Here is a 17,375-nt window from a genome sequence, read left to right on the forward strand (position 1 = left end):
GCCTCATAAAGCACAATACAAATAGGTAATTAACAATCATTCGCTTATTCTTTCCACCTTATCTATAATTCCGGGCGTTGTTTAGCCCTGATGGAGAGCCTGATTCATGACCAATGTAAACTTAATTACCGGATTTCTCGGCAGTGGGAAAACAACAACCATCCAACACTTACTGAACCAAAAACCGGAACATGAAAACTGGGCTATTTTGGTTAACGAATTTGGTGAAATTGGTATTGATGGTGCACTGTTAGCCAATCAAGGTGCGGTCCTGAAAGAAATTCCCGGCGGTTGTATGTGCTGCGTGAATGGGTTACCAATGCAGGTTGGTTTGAATATGCTGCTAAAACAGGCCAAACCCGATCGATTACTGATAGAACCTACAGGTTTGGGCCACCCAAAACAGATATTAACCATGTTAACTTCTGAAGTTTATCAACCATTGCTCAATCTTCAGGCCACGCTATGCCTGCTCGATGCCCGACAATTATCAGAAGAGCGCTATCAGGAAAACGAAAATTTCCGCGATCAATTGGCCGCAGCCGATATTATTTTAGTTAATAAATGCGATACCTATAGCGTAGAAAATAAAAACACCTTTATGCAATGGTATGAAAACAATGGGCTTAATCGGCCATTTCACTATATTGAGCAGGGGAATATTGCGGCGGAATTACTCAATAGCCCACGCCTTAATATTCAGGCATTACCAGACGGTAACCACCATCACTCACCTCGCCCAAACGGTCTGGCCGCGCTTCAACTACAAAATAATAAGGGTTGGCGTCGCGCCCTTAATCAGGGCCAGGGTTATACCAGTTGCGGATGGATCTTTGATGCAGAAACCTGCTTTTCAACAGCAGCGCTGCTGGATTGGGTCAGACTTTCTCCGGTTGATCGCGTAAAGGGTGTAATGCGTATTCCGGAAGGAACAATTGTCTTTAATCGCCAAGGTTTCGATCTTAAGATCGAGACCCAGCCAGTGGCTCCAGTCGACAGCCGGGTTGAATTAATTCACAGCGCTGATGCTGCATGGAACGATTTGCAAAACGCACTGTTAAAAGCCCGTGTTAATATAGAGTAACTCACCGGAGCTCCGGAAAGGGTAATTATTTGTTAATTTTAAAAGGTATTTCAATGAGCTTTCGCCAACTTCCTGCGATTCTATTACTCAATATATTTGGCATAGGTTTATTCCTTTCCTGGTATTTACCCGAAAACCATGGTTTTTGGTATCCAATAGATTCCACCATTTTTTACTACTTTAATGCCCATCTGGCGGATAACTCAGGGTTTCTAAAGCTGGTAGCAATCACTAATAATCGAGCGTTCGATGGCGTTTCCCTACTCGCTATGGGCATTCTGTTTCTACACTTTTTCCTTAAGCAAGATGCAACAGGAAAACGCAGAATGATTATTATGGGTGTGGTTATGCTACTTACTGCGGTTATTCTTAACCAATCTGGACGACTTTTTCCGATTGAACGCCCCAGCCCAACGCTGACCTTCAGCGGAATTAATCGAGTAAGTGAATTAACGGGTATCCCAACTAAAGACGCTTCCCGAGATAGCTTCCCTGGCGATCATGGGCTAATGCTGATGATTTTCGCTGGATTTATGCTGCGTTATTTTACTCGCTGGTCATTTTGCATAGCCGTAGTGTACGTCGTTGTCTTTTCCTTACCACGCATTATGATTGGCTCCCATTGGTTTACCGATATTTATGTGGGTGCACTCAGTATGGTCTGCATCGTATTGAGCTGGTGGCTACTCACCCCGGCTTGTGATGCTGTTATCGATGGAATCAATCGACTTATTCCAGGTAAACACAGGCCTGTAAAGTAATTATCGCAACAGGCCGGTTCTGTTTTTAATACCGGCCTTAGCTCACAAAACAGCCAAAAAAATCGTTTTGTAACACTTTTAAAGTAAAAAAAATCTCGCAATCGCGCTTTTAATCAAGTAGTCTCCCAACGTTTGTGCGCATTAATTGCGGATAAGAGCATAGTTGAGAGGTTAATTTTCTCTGGTGTCATGCTCAAGTATAAGTGTTTGATGTTTCCATATCGGAGAGCATCAAACCAGATTACAAACCCGTTGAATAACGACTTTGTCGTTAAGGACTACACAGGAATTCCACAAAAATGGTCAAATCTCAACCAATTCTGAGATACGTTCTACGATTAGCGCCTGCCGTAGTCGCAATCGTAATGCTATCTGGCTGTGGCACGCTTACCTCAACGGCAGAGGCGTCGAATTCAAGAAATTCACAAACGCACGCTGCTAAAGAAAGACAGGGTTTAGCTCTACAAACGTCTCAGGATGAGTTTGAATCAATGGTTAAGAACGTTGACATCAAGTCGCGTATCCTTAATCAATATGCTGGTTGGAAAGGCGTCCGTTATCGGATGGGCGGTTCCACCAAGAGTGGCGTTGACTGCTCCAGCTTTGTGCAAATTACCTTTCGTGAACAGTTTGGTTTGACGCTACCGCGCTCTACCTCTATGCAGCAAAGCGTCGGTAAACAGATTAATCGTGGGAAGTTACGTCCGGGCGATTTAGTTCTGTTCCGTGCCGGCTCTACGGGTCGTCACGTCGGCATTTATATTGGGAATGATAACTTCGTTCATGCTTCAACCAGCAATGGCGTCATGATTTCCAATCTGAATGAAAAATACTGGAACAACCGTTATCATCAGGCTCGTCGAGTATTAAGTAAAAGTTAATTTATTAAAAAAGCCAGCCTGAATACATTCAGGCTGGCTTTTTTATTCAGTTTTTTCATCATCCCCTCTTTCCTTTGCCGATTCCGCACTATCTTCCCACTGAACCAACTATATAACCGCCATAACATGTTATATACTAAACAATACCTTATGCTAACAGTGTCACGGTGAGCAGGGCGTGTTTGTCTGATATATTATGCCTCTCTCATTTACGAGTCAGAAACCCTTATGAATACATTGCAGTCAAATCAGTGGAAAAAGTTAACCGCCATTTCCTTTCTTCTATTTATCTTGATATCTGCATTAGTATTCAGTGGCAGTTCGTGGGCAGAAGCAACCCCGGATACTTCTAAAGTAAAAGAAAGCTTTTCCCTTTCACTATTGGGAACACCAAAATACCCCAAAGACTTTAAGCACTTCGACTACGCTAATCCAAAAGCGCCCAAAGGCGGAAAGATCACGTTACCGGCTATCGGTACCTATGATAACTTCAACGTTTATGCCTTACGCGGTAATCCGCTAAGTGGCTACGAGCGGCTCAACGATACGCTGTTTACCTCTTCAGAGGATGAAATCAGCAGCATCTATCCACTGATTGGCTTATCCGTCCGCTATAGCGATAGCTACCAGTGGGCAGAGGTTTCCATCAATCCTGATGCTCGTTTCAACGATGGAACAGCAATTACCGCAGAAGATGTAGCATTTACCTTTGAAAAGTTCATGACAGAAGGCGTTCCCCAATTTCGTAGTATTTATAAAGGCGTCAAAGTTCAGGCAGTCTCTCGCTTAGTGGTGCGGTTTGAACTGCCTAAACCAGACCGAGATCAAATGCTTGGCCTAATCGGTGGACTTCCGGTATTACCTAAACATTTCTGGCAACATCACAGTCTTGGCGAACCTCTGTCCACCCCGCCCCTCAGCAGTGGCCCCTATACGATTAGCGACTATAAATTAGGCCAATACATCGTTTATCAACGGGCTGAGAATTATTGGGCAGCCAATCTGCCAGTCAATCAAGGGCGCTATAACCTGAATACCATTCGCTACGACTACTATCTGGACGATAATGTGGCACTGGAAGCCTTTAAAGCCGGCGCTTACGATCTGCGTGTCGAGTCTTCCCCTAAAAACTGGACCACCCAGTATCAGGGCAAGTTTTTTGATCTCGGTTATATCGTGAAGAAAGATCTGGAAAATCACTCGGCTCAGGATACGCGCTGGCTGGCGTTCAACGTTAAGCGCCCTATTTTTGCCGATCCGAAAGTGAGACAAGCGCTTATCCTCGCCTTTGATTTCCACTGGATGAACAATGCCCTGTTTTACTCTGCCAACCAACAACCGCGCAGCTTTTTTCAAAATACCACCTATGAAGCCACTGGTCTGCCTGATAAAGATGAGCTGGACTGGCTAATGCCGTTAAAAGATAAAGTGCCGGAGGAAGTGTTTACTCAAACATATCAACCTCCCATCACCGATGGCTCCGGCAATAACCGCCGCAATTTACTTCAAGCCGTTAAGCTATTGCAGCAGGCCGGCTGGGAAATAAAAAATAATCAGTTGGTTAATAGTAAAACCGGTCAACCTTTTACCTTTGAGTTACTGTTGCTCAGCGGCAGCGATGCACTGTACGTTTTACCCTTCCAACAAAGTTTGGCCAAGCTGGGAATTAAAATGAATGTCCGAACCGTTGATAGTTCGCAGTATGTCAGCCGTTTACGCAGTCGTGATTTTGATATGATTCCCCGTCGTTACCCAGGCATGGAATATCCATCAACCTCACTGTTGATTTATTGGAACACCGCTTATCTCGACTCTACGTACAATACCCCTGCTCTTAGCGATCCGGCGGTGGATGAGCTAACGCAAAAAATTTCCGATCATCAGGGGCAGGAAAAACCGCTGCTCTCCCTTGGTAGAGCCTTGGATCGGGTATTAACCTGGCATTATCTGATGATTCCAATGTGGTACACCAATCACGACCGTTTTGCCTATTGGAATAAATACGCGATGCCAGCGATACGTCCCAAAAGTTCACTGGGATTAGATACCTGGTGGTACGACGCCGATAAAGCCGCTCAGTTACCTGAACAGCGTCGCTAAGGAGCACTTGTGATTTCATACATACTTCGCCGACTTCTGCTGCTTATTCCCACCCTATGGGCAATCATTACCCTTAACTTTTTTATTGTACAAATCGCCCCTGGCGGTCCAGTTGATCAAGCGATTGCCACCATTGAACTCGGTCATCAGAGCGGATTTGGCGCAGGAGGACCGAGTTTAACCGGTCCCGAAAAAGGGGGGCAACTTCCAACAGGCGATCGACAATATCAAGGCTCCAGAGGATTAGATCCTGAAGTGATTGAGGCCATTAAAAAACGCTTTGGTTTTGATAAGCCCTTACACGAGCGTTACTTCGACATGCTGTGGAGCTATATCCGCTTTGACTTTGGTGACAGCCTGTTTAGAGGCTCTTCCGTCATGGGACTGATTAAGCAATCTCTGCCGGTCTCCATTACCCTTGGCCTATGGAGTATGTTAATCACTTACCTGATATCCATCCCGCTGGGTATCAAAAAAGCGGTGCGCAGCGGTTCCTCTTTCGACGTTTGGACCAGTAGCATGATTATTGTTGGCTACGCGATTCCTTCATTTCTGTTTGCCGTCTTACTGATCATCATTTTTGCCGGCGGTGGCTATCTGGACTGGTTTCCTCTACGCGGACTGACCTCAAATAATTTTGATAGCCTGCCTTGGTATGGCAAAGTTACCGATTACCTATGGCATATCGTATTACCGGTAACAGCAACGGTTATCGGTGGTTTTGCCACCCTAACCATGTTGACCAAAAATTCATTTATGGATGAAATTCATAAGCAATATGTGATTACCGCCAGAGCCAAAGGATTAGAAGAAAAACGGATTCTATACGGTCACGTATTCAGAAATGCTATGTTGCTGGTTATCGCTAGCTTCCCGGCAACATTTATCGGCATGTTCTTTACCGGTTCACTCTTGATTGAAGTCATATTCTCCCTGAATGGATTAGGCCTGTTAGGTTACGATGCCACCCTGCAACGCGACTACCCGGTAATGTTCGGTACGCTGTATATCTTTACCTTGATCGGATTACTGTTGAATATTATTAGTGATATTACCTATACGCTGGTTGATCCAAGAATTGATTTTGAGGCCCGAGGATGAGTAGATTAAGCCCCATTAATCAAGCCCGCTGGCTAAAGTTTAAGCATAACCGTCGTGGTTACTGGTCCCTATGGATCTTTGCTATTTTGTTTATCGTCAGCATGGGGGCTGAGCTTATTGCCAACAACAAACCACTGCTGGTTAATTATCAAGGGCAATATTACACACCATTTCTGGTTAACTACCCTGAAACCACTTTCGGCGGTGAGTTTCAGACCGAAACCGATTATAAAGATCCCTATGTCGTCGATCTGATTAACAAAAACGGCTGGGCTATTTGGCCACCGATTCACTTTAGCTACAATACCATTAACTATCAGAGCTCATCCCCTTTCCCCGCTCCTCCGTCACTCTCTAATCTATTGGGGACTGACGATCGTGGTCAGGACGTGCTCGCTGGTATTTTATATGGCTTTCGTATTTCCGTTTTATTCGGCCTGTCTCTGACGTTGATCTCCAGCGTTATCGGTATCTCCGTTGGCGCAACTCAGGGGTATTACGGTGGTAAAATCGACTTGGTTGGTCAACGATTAATCGAAGTATGGTCCGGTATGCCCACCCTATTTTTGATTATTCTGCTTTCCAGCGTTATCCAGCCGAATTTTTGGTGGCTACTGGCCATTACCGTGCTATTCGGTTGGATGGGATTAGTGAGCATTGTCCGAGCTGAATTTCTACGCACCCGAAATTTTGACTATGTCAGAGCCGCCAGAGCAATGGGGGTAAAAGACAAAACAATTATGCTGCGCCACATCCTGCCCAATGCCATGGTGGCAACGCTAACTTATCTGCCTTTTATTCTGTGTGCCTCCATCACGCTGTTAACTTCGCTGGATTTTCTGGGATTTGGTTTACCTTTAGGTTCCCCGTCTCTCGGTGGGTTACTCCTACAGGGAAAAAATAACCTTCAAGCGCCATGGCTGGGTATCAGCGGATTTATCGTACTGGCACTTTTATTATCACTGCTGATTTTTATTGGCGAAGCAGTACGCGATGCATTTGACCCGGCTAAGGCTTACTAATATGACAATGAAACCGATACTGGATATTCAAGACCTGAGCATCGCTTTCCGTCAAAACGGTCAGGAAAATCAGGTTGTCGACCGGCTCTCTTTACAAATTGAAACCGGTGAAACGTTGGCGCTAGTCGGTGAATCTGGCTCGGGCAAGAGCGTTACTGCGCTATCGGTCTTGCGCCTGCTGCCGACGCCCCCGGTTGTCTACCCTTCTGGTGATATTTTGTTTAACGGCGAATCACTGCTCCATGCCGACGATAAAACGTTACGCTATCATCGCGGTAACAGTATCTCTATGATATTTCAGGAGCCGATGGTTTCTCTTAACCCGCTACATCAAATTGAAAAACAACTATCGGAAGTGTTATTGATTCACCGCGGTATGGGAAAGCAGACGGCCAGAGGCGAGATTCTTGAAGTTCTACAGCGTGTACGCTTGCGCGATGCCAAAGCACGCCTGAATGCCTATCCTCACCAACTGTCTGGCGGTGAGCGTCAACGGGTGATGATAGCCATGGCTATTCTTACCAAACCTAAATTATTAATTGCCGATGAGCCAACCACCGCACTGGACGTGTCTGTTCAGGCTCAGATTCTACTGCTACTCAAAGAGCTTAAGCAGGAAATGAACATGAGTATGCTGTTTATTACCCATGACCTGAATATCGTGCGTAAACTAGCGGATAATGTCGCCGTCATGCATCAGGGGAAATGTGTTGAACAAAACTCTCGAGATAAGCTGTTCAGCTCTCCACAACACGACTATACCCGAAAACTGCTTAATTCTGAGCCTAAAGGCCAACCCTTACCCATTCCGGAAAACAGCAAAACTTTGCTGGAAATAAAAAATCTGACTATCGGTTTTCCTCGCCCTGCTGGATTTCTCAAGCCAAGAATTGAAAATCGAGTGGTTAACAACATCAGTTTTTGTATCCGCAAAGGAGAAAGTCTGGGTTTAGTTGGGGAATCCGGCTCAGGAAAAAGTACTACCGGTCTGGCCTTGTTACGCCTGTTAGCATCCCAGGGAGAAATCTGGTTTGATGGTCAGCCACTTCATACGCTGAATATGCGCCAAATGCTGCCTTATCGCAGTCGAATACAAATCGTGTTTCAAGACCCTTTCTCTGCTTTAAACCCACGCTTAACTATCAGTCAGATTATCGCTGAAGGCCTGGAAGTTCATCAGACTCTGTCTTCGCAAGAACGGGAAAGTCGAGTAATAAAAACTATGCAGGAAGTCGGACTCGATCCTGATACTCGCCACCGCTATCCGACAGAATTTTCAGGCGGCCAGCGACAGCGCATCTCCATTGCCCGAGCGCTTATTTTACAGCCTGAACTCTTGATATTGGATGAACCAACCTCCTCGTTGGATCGTTCCGTACAAGCACAAATTCTGGCGCTACTAAAAACGTTGCAACAGCAGTACCAGCTCACGTATTTATTTATCAGTCATGACTTACAGGTAATACGCTCACTCTGTCATCAGATTATCGTGATGCGTAATGGCGAAATTGTTGAGCAAGGAGCCTGTGAAAGCGTCTTTAACGCACCACAGCATCCTTATACCCAAAACTTATTGGAAGATTCTCGCTAAACAGTTTCGGCTATGAGGGCAAACAGAAAACGTCAGAAGTGAAGAACAATTAATAGCGCATTGCCACTATTAATTGTGGGGTTGAAGAGGAATAAAGTCAGCAATCGCAACACCCAGGTTTTTCAAATAACCTAATGCAATCGCTTCATCGTTGGAGTTGACGAACAGGCAAGGCTCACCATCAACTTCAATAACGCTATTTTGGATATTGATACCGTTTAGATACTGACTAATTTTGCCCATCACTTCCCATGAATGAGCACTAGGATAACCTAATAGTTTTAAACCAATCAGATTACCGTTATTACCCATACCATCATCAAATACCTCGGGTAATTCCGTTGGCTCGACTCGACTTCCTACCTCTCCGGCATACCAATGGTAGAATTGAGGCAAGCGCTGAAGAACAGATAGCTTCATAAAATCCACTCAATACTCATAAAATAATATACAATTTTTTCACAAATTAATCACATCGTAAAGGACATTCCTTATTATTCTTCTGTTTTTATATAAATAACCAAACCTAACTGAATAAACAGAAACATCCCCTAATTTTCACCCAAAAAAATGCAATAAAACGTACATATTAAGAAACAGATAAATCAACCCTTTATTTTTACTGCTGTTTATACAGCAAATCAAAACTATTTATACTCTGATAAATAATCACTTGAGTCATTAATCCAGAAAATATCTAAGGGGGAGATTTCAACAAATATATCGTTTGATTATGTCGCCGTTAAGACGACATATAGATCAGGAAAACTTTAAGCTTTAGTTAAATTAATGTGTATTTTTGCGCCATGAACGCCAATAGAAAAATACGGCACCTATCACGCAAAATGCCATGGAAGAAACCATTGGCCAAGCGGTATTCGCAGTCATTAGCGCTAACCCCCCACCCACCGCTGCACCCACCCCAAAACGCAGGGTGCCAGCCAGTGAAGCTGCCGTACCGGCCATATGTGGGAAGTCCTCTAAAATAATCGCCATCGCATTAGAAGAGATCATAGAAATGCAGCCCATATAACCCGCAACGCCAATCACCAAAGACCAAAAACCCAGTCCGGCGACCAGAGAAAACACCAACCACATTCCCATAATAAACTGAACGGTTAGCCCTAAACGCAACATTTTAACCGCCCCCATACGACGGACATTGCGACTGTTAATCGTTGTCATAATAAACAGACAAACGATGTTTAAAGCAAAGTAATAGCCGAAATTTTGCGGTGATACACCATTCAAACCAATATATACAAACGGACCGGCACTCAAAAAAGAGAACATACCGGCAAAAGAGAATGCGCTGGATAACATATAGCTAATCACCCGGCGATGGCGAAACAGAGAGGCAAAGTTACGCAGCGTGGTCATAAAATTGAATTTCTGCCGATTCTCTTTACGCAGCGTTTCCGGAATGCAAAACTTAACCAACAATACCGCTAATAATGCGGTACCACTTAATACCCAGAAAATAGCGTGCCAACTGAACCAAATCAGTAAAAAACCGCCAATAATCGGCGCCATTAGCGGGGCGATTGTCATCACTAATGTCACAAATGACATCATGCGTGAGAATTCTTCTTTACTGAACATATCGCGCATTAATGCACTAATGACCACGCTTGCAGAAGCAGCAGCCAGCCCGTGCAAACAACGTAATAAAATGAGTTGCTCCACCGTTTGTACCAGCGCACAGCCTGCCGCAGCCAAAGCAAACACAAAAACGCCGCCGATAATCACCGGCTTACGACCAATACTATCCGCCATCGGGCCATAGAACAGTTGTCCAACGGCAAATCCGATAATGTAGGCACTCAGCGTTAACTGTACCATGCCATCACTAACGCCAAAATCCAGCGCGATGCCAGGCATAGCCGGTAAATACATATCGATAGATAGCGGCATTAACATCGATAACAGGCCAAGAATGAATATCAGGCCACGTCGGGAACCTCCCGGCGTTATCTGCTCAGTCGTATATTGTGGTGCAGGATTTGACACTAAAAACGTTCTCCTGATACAGGACGTATCTATTAATAACGGTAAACTCAGGCGTTGGACTCGCTCCAACTAATGACGCAAATCACTACTATTTGCTCAGCCCAACGCTATCGATTTCTTGCTGCGTTAGCGCACGATACTCACCAGGCTGCAAATCTTCATCCAGAACAATATCGCCGATTCGCTCGCGATGCAGCTCAACCACATGGTTCCCTACCGCAGCAAACATTCTTTTAACCTGATGATAGCGTCCTTCCGAGATGGTCAGGCGTACCAGATTATCTTCAACCTGCTCAAGCAAAGCCGGTTTAGTCAGATTCTTCTCGCCGTTAAGCTGAATACCAGCAGCAAACTGCTCAGCGGTATTTTCCGCCACAGGATGTTCCAACGTCACCAAATATGTTTTTTCACAGTGATGACGAGGCGACGTTATTCGATGAGACCATTGCCCATCGTCAGTTAAGAGCACCAACCCGGTTGTATCCATATCCAGACGTCCGGCGGAGTGCAGCTTTTCCGCAACCGGTTCATCAATAAAATAGAGGATGGTCGGATTGATTGGATCGTCAGTGGAACAAACATACCCTTGAGGCTTATGTAACATAAAATAACGCGGCCCACTGAGCTGCTGGAGTGAATTGCCATCGTATGCCACATCATCTTCCGGCTGAATTTTATAAGAACCGCTTTTCGCGATTTCACCATTAATTGTCACCAGCCCAGAACGCAATTCACGCACCACTAAGCTACGGCTAATACTTAACTGTTGTGACAAAAACTTATCCAATCGCATGCATTGTATACCCAATAATAAAGTAGCCCATTAGTATACTCTTTCCCCTTGTCCAAACCTATAAAGACTCGCCCTGAATACATAGGAAAGGCATAATAAACAGAATTTCTCGTTAACTCCGGAGATAAAAATGTCTTCAATTCATGGTCATCAAGTATTGGAAATGATGATTGCTGCTGATGAACTCTATACCACGGAAAGTCTGATTGCGGCTATCCAACAACGTTTCGGTCAAGAAGCCCGCTTTCATACCTGTGCTAAACAAGGCCTGACCGCTGCTGAGTTAGTCGATTTTCTGGCCTCTAAAGGTAAATTTATTCCTGCCAATAGTGGTTTCACCACGAATATCAGTAAAATCTGCAATCACTGATGGCTTTTACCTTACGCCCTTATCAGCAGGAAGCGGTTGATGCAACGCTGAATTATTTCCGCTCACGCCAGGAACCGGCGGTCATAGTCTTGCCTACAGGGGCAGGAAAAAGTCTGGTGATCGCGGAATTAGCCCGCCTTGCCCGCGGAAAAGTGTTGGTGCTGGCCCATGTTAAAGAGCTGGTGGCGCAAAACCACGCCAAGTATTGTGCTTACGATCTGGAGGCGGATATCTTTTCCGCCGGGCTACAGAAAAAACAGAGTTCCGCCAAGGTGGTATTTGGCAGTATTCAGTCCGTTGCCAAAAATCTCCACGCCTTTAATGATAAATTCTCTTTACTGATTATCGACGAGTGCCATCGCATCAGCGATGACGGCGAAAGCCAATATCAACAGATTATCCAGCACCTGCGTCAACAGAACCCTAAACTCTGTCTGCTGGGATTAACCGCAACCCCTTATCGACTAGGTAAAGGTTGGATATATCAATATCATTATCACGGAATGATTCGCGGTGACGAAAATTGTCTGTTCCGCGATTGTATCTATGAACTGCCGCTGCGCTATATGATTAAACATCACTTTCTGGTACCACCAGAACGATTGGATATGCCCATTGTGCAATATGATTTTAGTCGACTGGAAGCCAGCAGCAATGGACTATTTCGCGAGGTTGATCTTAACCGCGAGCTAAAACAGCAGCAGCGTATTACTCCGCATATCGTTAGCCAAATTATGGAGTATGCGCAAACTCGTAAAGGGGTGATGATCTTTGCCGCTACCGTTGAACACGCCAAAGAAGTTTATCACCTATTACCCATCGGTAAAGCGGCGTTTATCAGTGCTGAAACGCCATCAGATGAACGCGATCGGCTGATAGAAGAATTTAAAGCACAGCGGTTACACTACTTGGTTAATGTGGCAGTACTGACTACCGGATTTGACGCGCCACACGTTGATTTAATTGCCATATTACGCCCAACGGAATCGATCAGTCTGTATCAACAAATTATCGGACGCGGGCTACGCCTGTCACCGGGTAAACAAGATTGCTTGATTCTGGATTATGCCGGTAATCCTTATGACCTGTTTACCCCTGAAGTTGGCGGAGCCAAACCAAAAAGTGACAGTCAACCGGTGCAGGTTTTTTGCCCATCCTGCGGTTTCGCCAATATGTTCTGGGGGAAATGTAGTCCAACTGGAGAAGTCATCGAACATTTTGGCCGCCGCTGTCAGGGAATATTAGAAGATGATGAGGGCAATCGCGAACAGTGTGATTATCGCTTTCGCTTTAAAACCTGTCCGCACTGCGGAGCAGAAAATGATATTGCAGCCCGTCGCTGCCATCAATGTCAGGAAGTATTAGTCGATCCTGACGATATGCTGAAAGACGCGCTCAAGTTAAAAAATGCCAAAGTTTTGCGCTGTAGCGGCATGCAGCTAAAACGCGGACAGGATGATAAAGGGGAATGGCTCAGTATCACTTATTATGATGAAGACGGAGCGGATATTACCGAACGATTCCGCTTAAAAACCCCAGCCCAACGCACGGCATTTCAGCAGTTATTTATGCGCCCACACCAAAAAGCGCCTGGTGTTCCTTTGCTATGGAACAATGCCAACGACGTTATTCGACAGCAAGATTTGCTCCGCGCCCCTGACTTCGTTATCGGCACGCTACGTGGGGAGTTTTGGCGGGTGCGCGAAAAAATGTTCGACTACCAAGGACGCTACCGCCGAGCCAATGAACTACGTGGATAACGGTTTTATTTGCCGTAGGCGGTGAATTCCGTTAGAATCCCGTCCGCTTAAAAAGCAAGATCGCTCAACCTGCTGCTGGGTCGCCTGTAGCGGGATTTAACATTCTTTAAGAGAAAAGAAAATGTTTACTATTAATGCTGAAGTACGTACCGAGCAGGGAAAGAGTGCGAGCCGCCGCCTGCGTCATGCTAACAAGTTCCCTGCTATCGTTTATGGCGGAGCTGAGAAGCCAGTTACCATTACACTGGATCAAGATACTCTGATGAACATGCAAGCTAAGCCAGGCTTCTATGAAGAAGTTCTGACTCTGGATATTGCTGGTAAATCAGTAAAAGTTAAGATTCAGGCGACACAACGCCACCCGTTCAAACCAAAATTCGCTCATATCGACTTCGTTCGCGCTTAATTGCTTGATGTCATGAGTGCTGTTAATTGTTAAATTAACAGTGAACGTAAAAAACGCCGCATTAGCGGCGTTTTTTGTGGGTAATAACCACTAAAATGACGATTAATTATCACCACCGCTTAAACGGCGCTGTAATTGATCGCGTAAGTTTGGTGGCAGCCCTTTCAAGGTCAATGAATCACTGGCCGGATCCCAGAAAATTCTTTCCCCCAACAGCAATGCATCAAAGCTGATGGTCACTCCGCCACCGCTGCCGGAGAACTTGGTTAACTGACGCAATGTCCCACGGTCTGCAGGAAAGTGTTCTTCTAGCTCATAACCATTATCATTGGTAAATTGCTGAAAATCCTTCTCCCCTACCGGTGGTAACTCTTTCGCCAAATCTTCAATGGCAATCTCTTCCCCTGCCTGTAGCTGACCATTGCAGTAGGTATAAACCTGCTGGCGATAAGATTGACGCTCATTCTTATTCAGTTGGCCTTCCGCACAGTAATCATCCACCGCCTGAAGTAAACCACGGTTCTGTGCTTTAGCATCCAGCCCTTCGCTAGCCGACAGAAAATCCATAAAGAAATCGGAGACTTTTCTTCCTACTCGCCCTCTGAGGAAAGTCAGGTAGCGCACAGATTCCGGATTGGTTTCCCATTCAGTTAAGTCTACTCGAGCAACGATATCTGCCCGATCGATATCCAGATAATGGGTTGTGGTAATATCTAGCTGATCGTTAACCAGCATACTGTTACAGCTGCTTAATACAGCAACCAGCAGATATTCAACTGCAAGATAGCGGTACTGACAAAAAACAACGATACCGCCTTCGGCAAAAGGGTATTTCGCCAGTTCATCCCGTAATAGCTCAGTGCTGTTACGAGTGAACTGTAGAAAGGTCTCATCACCTTTACGCGCGCTTTTTAATGCTTCGGCGAACTGGCTCTCGACATTAAATAATCCGAATGCTTTACTTTTTCCGCTATAGACTCGGTGCAGCTCTGCCACCATGTCTTCCGTAGCCTGATTATTAGTTAACGGTGAATCACGCAGTACAACATCAAGCGTTTGTTCATCACGTTTAATCAACTGATGTAAAACAATCTGATCAAGATCCAGACTCATAAAAACTCCTCTCAGCATCCCAAAACACGGTGCTTAACGACCTCAAATAATGGCGTACATCATAACAGATGCCATTGTGCAAATTCAGTATTAAATGCTCGGCTTCGCGCAGTTTTGTTTTATAGGCTATATACCTTATATCAGCAAATAACCTTTTTCCTGAGAAGGGTAATCGCTCTATTCGTCTTATTAATCAGGATTAGAAGTAAGATTTTCTATATAAACTACAGAAAAGAATCTATCTATACGTTAAGATAGGCGACTTTAAATCATTAGATAAGTACATAAAGCACAAACTTATGCCACAAGCTTCCCGTTATAGTGATGAACAAGTAGAACGATTACTCACCGATCTGGTTAACGTTCTGGAAAAAAACCATACGCCGACTGATCTGTCGCTGATGGTTTTAGGTAATATGGTGACTAACCTGATTAATACCAGTGTTGCACCCGCCACCCGACCGGCGATTGTTCGTTCTTTTGTTGAAGCGTTACAAGCTTCCATCAGAGATGATAAGGCCCATTAATTTGTTTACCCGAAAGTGAATATGGTAACAAACCGTCAGCAATATAAAGAGAAAGTCTCCCAGATGATAAGCTGGGGACACTGGTTTACTCTCTTTAATATCATACTCAGCCTGGTGCTGGGCAGCCGTTATTTGTTCATTACCGACTGGCCAGGCACCCTATTTGGCCGAATATATGCGTTGGTAAGCTGGCTGGGACATTTTGGCTTTATCACTTTCGCGGTTTATCTACTGATTCTGTTCCCGCTGACGTTTATTATTATGTCTCAGCGGTTGATGCGGGTGATCTCTGCGATTCTGGCTACCGCCGGACTAACCTTACTCATTATCGATACTGAAGTATTCTTCCGCTTCAGGCTACATCTCAACCCTACCGTCTGGAGTCTGTTAATCAACCCGGACGAGAGTGAACTGGCTCGCGACTGGCAAATATTGTTTATCAGCGTACCGATTATCTTCCTGATTGAGATGCTGTTCGGCACCTGGAGCTGGCAGAAATTACGCAGTCTGAACCGACAAACGTTCGGCAAGCCATTGGCCGGTATTTTTATCAGCGCCTTTATTTTTACTCATCTGGCCTATATCTGGGCAGATGCTAATTTCTATCGTCCGATCACTATGCAGCGGTCCAATCTACCGCTGTCTTATCCGATGACCGCTCGCCGTTTTCTGGAAAAACACGGTTTATTGGATGCTCAGGCCTACCAAAGCAAACTCACCCAGCAAGGAAATCCTGAAGCGGTTGAGGTTGAATATCCACTGGCAAAACTGAGCTACCTCGATAGCCAAAGCAATACCAACCTATTGATGATTGTGGTGGATGGGATACGCAATCAGAGCATCGCTCAAGATATGCCTAATTTGGTATCTCTGGCTGATAGCAACGTTCAATTTACTAACCATTACAGTACCGGCAACCAGCAAGATACCGGTCTGTTTGGCCTGTTTTACGGCATTTCCCCCACGTATATTGATGGAATTTTAGCCGGCAGAAAACCTTCGGTGTTAATTAGCGCCCTTAGTGAGCGTAATTATCAGTTTGGCCTGTTCTCTTCATCTGGATTTAATACCCCACTTTACCGTCAGGCTCTACTGTCAGATTTCTCATTACCACAGCCAATTGCTCAGGCTAACCAATCAACTACAGCCCAGTGGCAAGAATGGTTAGAAAGAGTATCGGGTAACTCGCCTTGGTTCTCTTATATCCAATATAGCAATAATGATATCCAGAAGATCAACGGTAACACCGCCCCTAATAGCTTTATTAAGGCATATCGCTCTTCAGTTCAGGATATTGACCAACAAATATCTGATGTGATGCAAACCTTATCACAACGTGGTTTGCTGGATAAAACCGTGGTTGTGATTACTGCGGCCCATGGTGTGGAGTTTAACGACTCAGGCCAAAATAATTGGGGATTTGGTCAAAACTACAGTCGTTATCAATTACAGGTTCCGCTGGTGATTCACTGGCCGAATACGCCTGCGCAAAAAATTGATAAGCTGACCAATCACGAAGATATTATGGCCACGCTAATGCAGCGTTTGTTACAGGTAAAAAATGCCGGTAGCACCTATACCCAAGGTGAAGACCTATTTAATGCTCAACGCCGCTACCCATGGATTACCGCTGGGGATGGAAAACAATTGGTAGTCATTGAACCCAATCACACTATCTTGATTGGCACGGATGGCCACTATAAGACTTACGATGCCAATTACCATCGCCAGAAAGATGAAAAACCGAGTCTGGCGCTGCTACTACAGGTGCTAACCGAAGTTAAACGTTTTATCGCTAACTGATTAAAACTAAAGCAATCGTTGCGTTCTACTCTTGCAATAATGATAATAAACGG

General features: G+C 45.0%; 16 protein-coding genes. 12 read left to right on the forward strand and 4 right to left on the reverse strand.

The genetic code is table 11. The features are described from left to right. The first annotated feature begins 106 nt into the window (after positions 1 to 106). The 7 genes from EL341_RS11080 to yejF all read left to right on the forward strand — a co-directional run bounded on the left by EL341_RS11080 (position 107) and on the right by yejF (position 8,540). On the forward strand, positions 107 to 1,084 hold the full coding sequence (locus tag EL341_RS11080; protein ID WP_074822775.1) for a CobW family GTP-binding protein: 978 nt from the start codon (positions 107 to 109) through the stop codon (positions 1,082 to 1,084). Between the two features lie 53 nt (positions 1,085 to 1,137). Beyond that, entirely contained in the window at positions 1,138 to 1,845 is a 708-nt protein-coding gene (locus EL341_RS11085) for a phosphatase PAP2 family protein (protein ID WP_047781420.1), read from the forward strand. Positions 1,846 to 2,144: 299 nt separating this feature from the next. Further along, a complete protein-coding gene (gene mepS / locus EL341_RS11090; protein WP_126467787.1) occupies positions 2,145 to 2,726 on the forward strand; it encodes a bifunctional murein DD-endopeptidase/murein LD-carboxypeptidase in 582 nt (193 codons plus the stop codon). Between the two features lie 228 nt (positions 2,727 to 2,954). Beyond that, positions 2,955 to 4,826, forward strand: a complete 1,872-nt coding sequence (locus tag EL341_RS11095; protein ID WP_126467789.1) for an extracellular solute-binding protein — start codon at positions 2,955 to 2,957, stop codon at positions 4,824 to 4,826. A 9-nt stretch (positions 4,827 to 4,835) separates the two neighbouring features. Then, the gene (locus EL341_RS11100) at positions 4,836 to 5,927 is read left to right on the forward strand and encodes a microcin C ABC transporter permease YejB (protein WP_047781422.1); all 1,092 of its coding nucleotides are present in this window, start codon (positions 4,836 to 4,838) and stop codon (positions 5,925 to 5,927) included. Beyond that, entirely contained in the window at positions 5,924 to 6,949 is a 1,026-nt protein-coding gene (locus EL341_RS11105) for an ABC transporter permease (RefSeq protein ID WP_126467791.1), read from the forward strand. The genes EL341_RS11100 and EL341_RS11105 overlap by 4 nt, the downstream gene beginning before the upstream one ends. Position 6,950: 1 nt before the next feature. Continuing rightward, positions 6,951 to 8,540: a microcin C ABC transporter ATP-binding protein YejF gene (gene yejF / locus EL341_RS11110; RefSeq protein WP_126467792.1), complete on the forward strand. Its 1,590-nt coding sequence runs from the start codon at positions 6,951 to 6,953 to the stop codon at positions 8,538 to 8,540. A 69-nt stretch (positions 8,541 to 8,609) separates the two neighbouring features. Here yejF and EL341_RS11115 read toward each other — a convergent pair whose 3' ends face one another. The 3 genes from EL341_RS11115 to rsuA all read right to left on the reverse strand — a co-directional run bounded on the left by EL341_RS11115 (position 8,610) and on the right by rsuA (position 11,343). Next, a complete protein-coding gene (locus EL341_RS11115) occupies positions 8,610 to 8,960 on the reverse strand; it encodes a YejG family protein (RefSeq protein WP_053007623.1) in 351 nt (116 codons plus the stop codon). Positions 8,961 to 9,326: 366 nt separating this feature from the next. After that, positions 9,327 to 10,460 (reverse strand): Bcr/CflA family multidrug efflux MFS transporter, encoded by a 1,134-nt coding sequence (locus EL341_RS11120; RefSeq protein WP_082119030.1) that lies wholly within the window; start codon positions 10,458 to 10,460, stop codon positions 9,327 to 9,329. Positions 10,461 to 10,638: 178 nt separating this feature from the next. Next, complete coding sequence (rsuA, locus tag EL341_RS11125; protein WP_074822764.1) at positions 10,639 to 11,343, reverse strand: 16S rRNA pseudouridine(516) synthase RsuA; 705 nt, start codon at positions 11,341 to 11,343, stop codon at positions 10,639 to 10,641. A 130-nt stretch (positions 11,344 to 11,473) separates the two neighbouring features. Here rsuA and EL341_RS11130 point away from each other — a divergent pair, with 130 nt between their 5' ends. The 3 genes from EL341_RS11130 (at position 11,474) to rplY (ending at position 13,879) form a co-directional block, all read left to right on the forward strand. Next, on the forward strand, positions 11,474 to 11,713 hold the full coding sequence (locus EL341_RS11130) for a YecH family metal-binding protein (RefSeq protein ID WP_047781427.1): 240 nt from the start codon (positions 11,474 to 11,476) through the stop codon (positions 11,711 to 11,713). Then, a complete protein-coding gene (locus EL341_RS11135) occupies positions 11,713 to 13,473 on the forward strand; it encodes a DEAD/DEAH box helicase (RefSeq protein WP_126467794.1) in 1,761 nt (586 codons plus the stop codon). The genes EL341_RS11130 and EL341_RS11135 overlap by 1 nt, the downstream gene beginning before the upstream one ends. A gap of 121 nt (positions 13,474 to 13,594) precedes the next feature. Then, positions 13,595 to 13,879: a 50S ribosomal protein L25 gene (gene rplY / locus EL341_RS11140; protein WP_047781429.1), complete on the forward strand. Its 285-nt coding sequence runs from the start codon at positions 13,595 to 13,597 to the stop codon at positions 13,877 to 13,879. Between the two features lie 102 nt (positions 13,880 to 13,981). On the opposite strand, the gene yejK is transcribed toward rplY, so the two are convergent. After that, the gene (yejK, locus tag EL341_RS11145; RefSeq protein ID WP_047781430.1) at positions 13,982 to 14,992 is read right to left on the reverse strand and encodes a nucleoid-associated protein YejK; all 1,011 of its coding nucleotides are present in this window, start codon (positions 14,990 to 14,992) and stop codon (positions 13,982 to 13,984) included. Between the two features lie 299 nt (positions 14,993 to 15,291). On the opposite strand from yejK, the gene EL341_RS11150 reads away from it, so the two are divergent. Then, positions 15,292 to 15,519 carry a YejL family protein gene (locus EL341_RS11150; protein ID WP_047781431.1) on the forward strand — a complete coding sequence of 76 codons (228 nt, stop codon included), beginning with the start codon at positions 15,292 to 15,294 and terminating at the stop codon, positions 15,517 to 15,519. Positions 15,520 to 15,540: 21 nt separating this feature from the next. Continuing rightward, complete coding sequence (gene yejM, locus EL341_RS11155; protein WP_074822751.1) at positions 15,541 to 17,322, forward strand: LPS biosynthesis-modulating metalloenzyme YejM; 1,782 nt, start codon at positions 15,541 to 15,543, stop codon at positions 17,320 to 17,322. Positions 17,323 to 17,375 lie beyond the last annotated feature (53 nt).

The organism is Pragia fontium (assembly GCF_900638655.1).
GTDB lineage: Bacteria > Pseudomonadota > Gammaproteobacteria > Enterobacterales > Enterobacteriaceae > Pragia > Pragia fontium.

Coding starts and splice junctions, on each gene's coding strand:
- mepS (WP_126467787.1), top strand. CDS start 2,145: ATGGTCAAATCTCAACCAATTCTGAGATACGTTCTACGATTAGCGCCT.
- EL341_RS11095 (WP_126467789.1), top strand. CDS start 2,955: ATGAATACATTGCAGTCAAATCAGTGGAAAAAGTTAACCGCCATTTCC.
- EL341_RS11115 (WP_053007623.1), bottom strand. CDS start 8,960: ATGAAGCTATCTGTTCTTCAGCGCTTGCCTCAATTCTACCATTGGTAT.
- yejF (WP_126467792.1), top strand. CDS start 6,951: ATGACAATGAAACCGATACTGGATATTCAAGACCTGAGCATCGCTTTC.
- EL341_RS11135 (WP_126467794.1), top strand. CDS start 11,713: ATGGCTTTTACCTTACGCCCTTATCAGCAGGAAGCGGTTGATGCAACG.
- rplY (WP_047781429.1), top strand. CDS start 13,595: ATGTTTACTATTAATGCTGAAGTACGTACCGAGCAGGGAAAGAGTGCG.
- EL341_RS11085 (WP_047781420.1), top strand. CDS start 1,138: ATGAGCTTTCGCCAACTTCCTGCGATTCTATTACTCAATATATTTGGC.
- rsuA (WP_074822764.1), bottom strand. CDS start 11,343: ATGCGATTGGATAAGTTTTTGTCACAACAGTTAAGTATTAGCCGTAGC.
- EL341_RS11120 (WP_082119030.1), bottom strand. CDS start 10,460: ATGTTAATGCCGCTATCTATCGATATGTATTTACCGGCTATGCCTGGC.
- EL341_RS11130 (WP_047781427.1), top strand. CDS start 11,474: ATGTCTTCAATTCATGGTCATCAAGTATTGGAAATGATGATTGCTGCT.
- EL341_RS11150 (WP_047781431.1), top strand. CDS start 15,292: ATGCCACAAGCTTCCCGTTATAGTGATGAACAAGTAGAACGATTACTC.
- EL341_RS11105 (WP_126467791.1), top strand. CDS start 5,924: ATGAGTAGATTAAGCCCCATTAATCAAGCCCGCTGGCTAAAGTTTAAG.
- yejM (WP_074822751.1), top strand. CDS start 15,541: ATGGTAACAAACCGTCAGCAATATAAAGAGAAAGTCTCCCAGATGATA.
- yejK (WP_047781430.1), bottom strand. CDS start 14,992: ATGAGTCTGGATCTTGATCAGATTGTTTTACATCAGTTGATTAAACGT.
- EL341_RS11080 (WP_074822775.1), top strand. CDS start 107: ATGACCAATGTAAACTTAATTACCGGATTTCTCGGCAGTGGGAAAACA.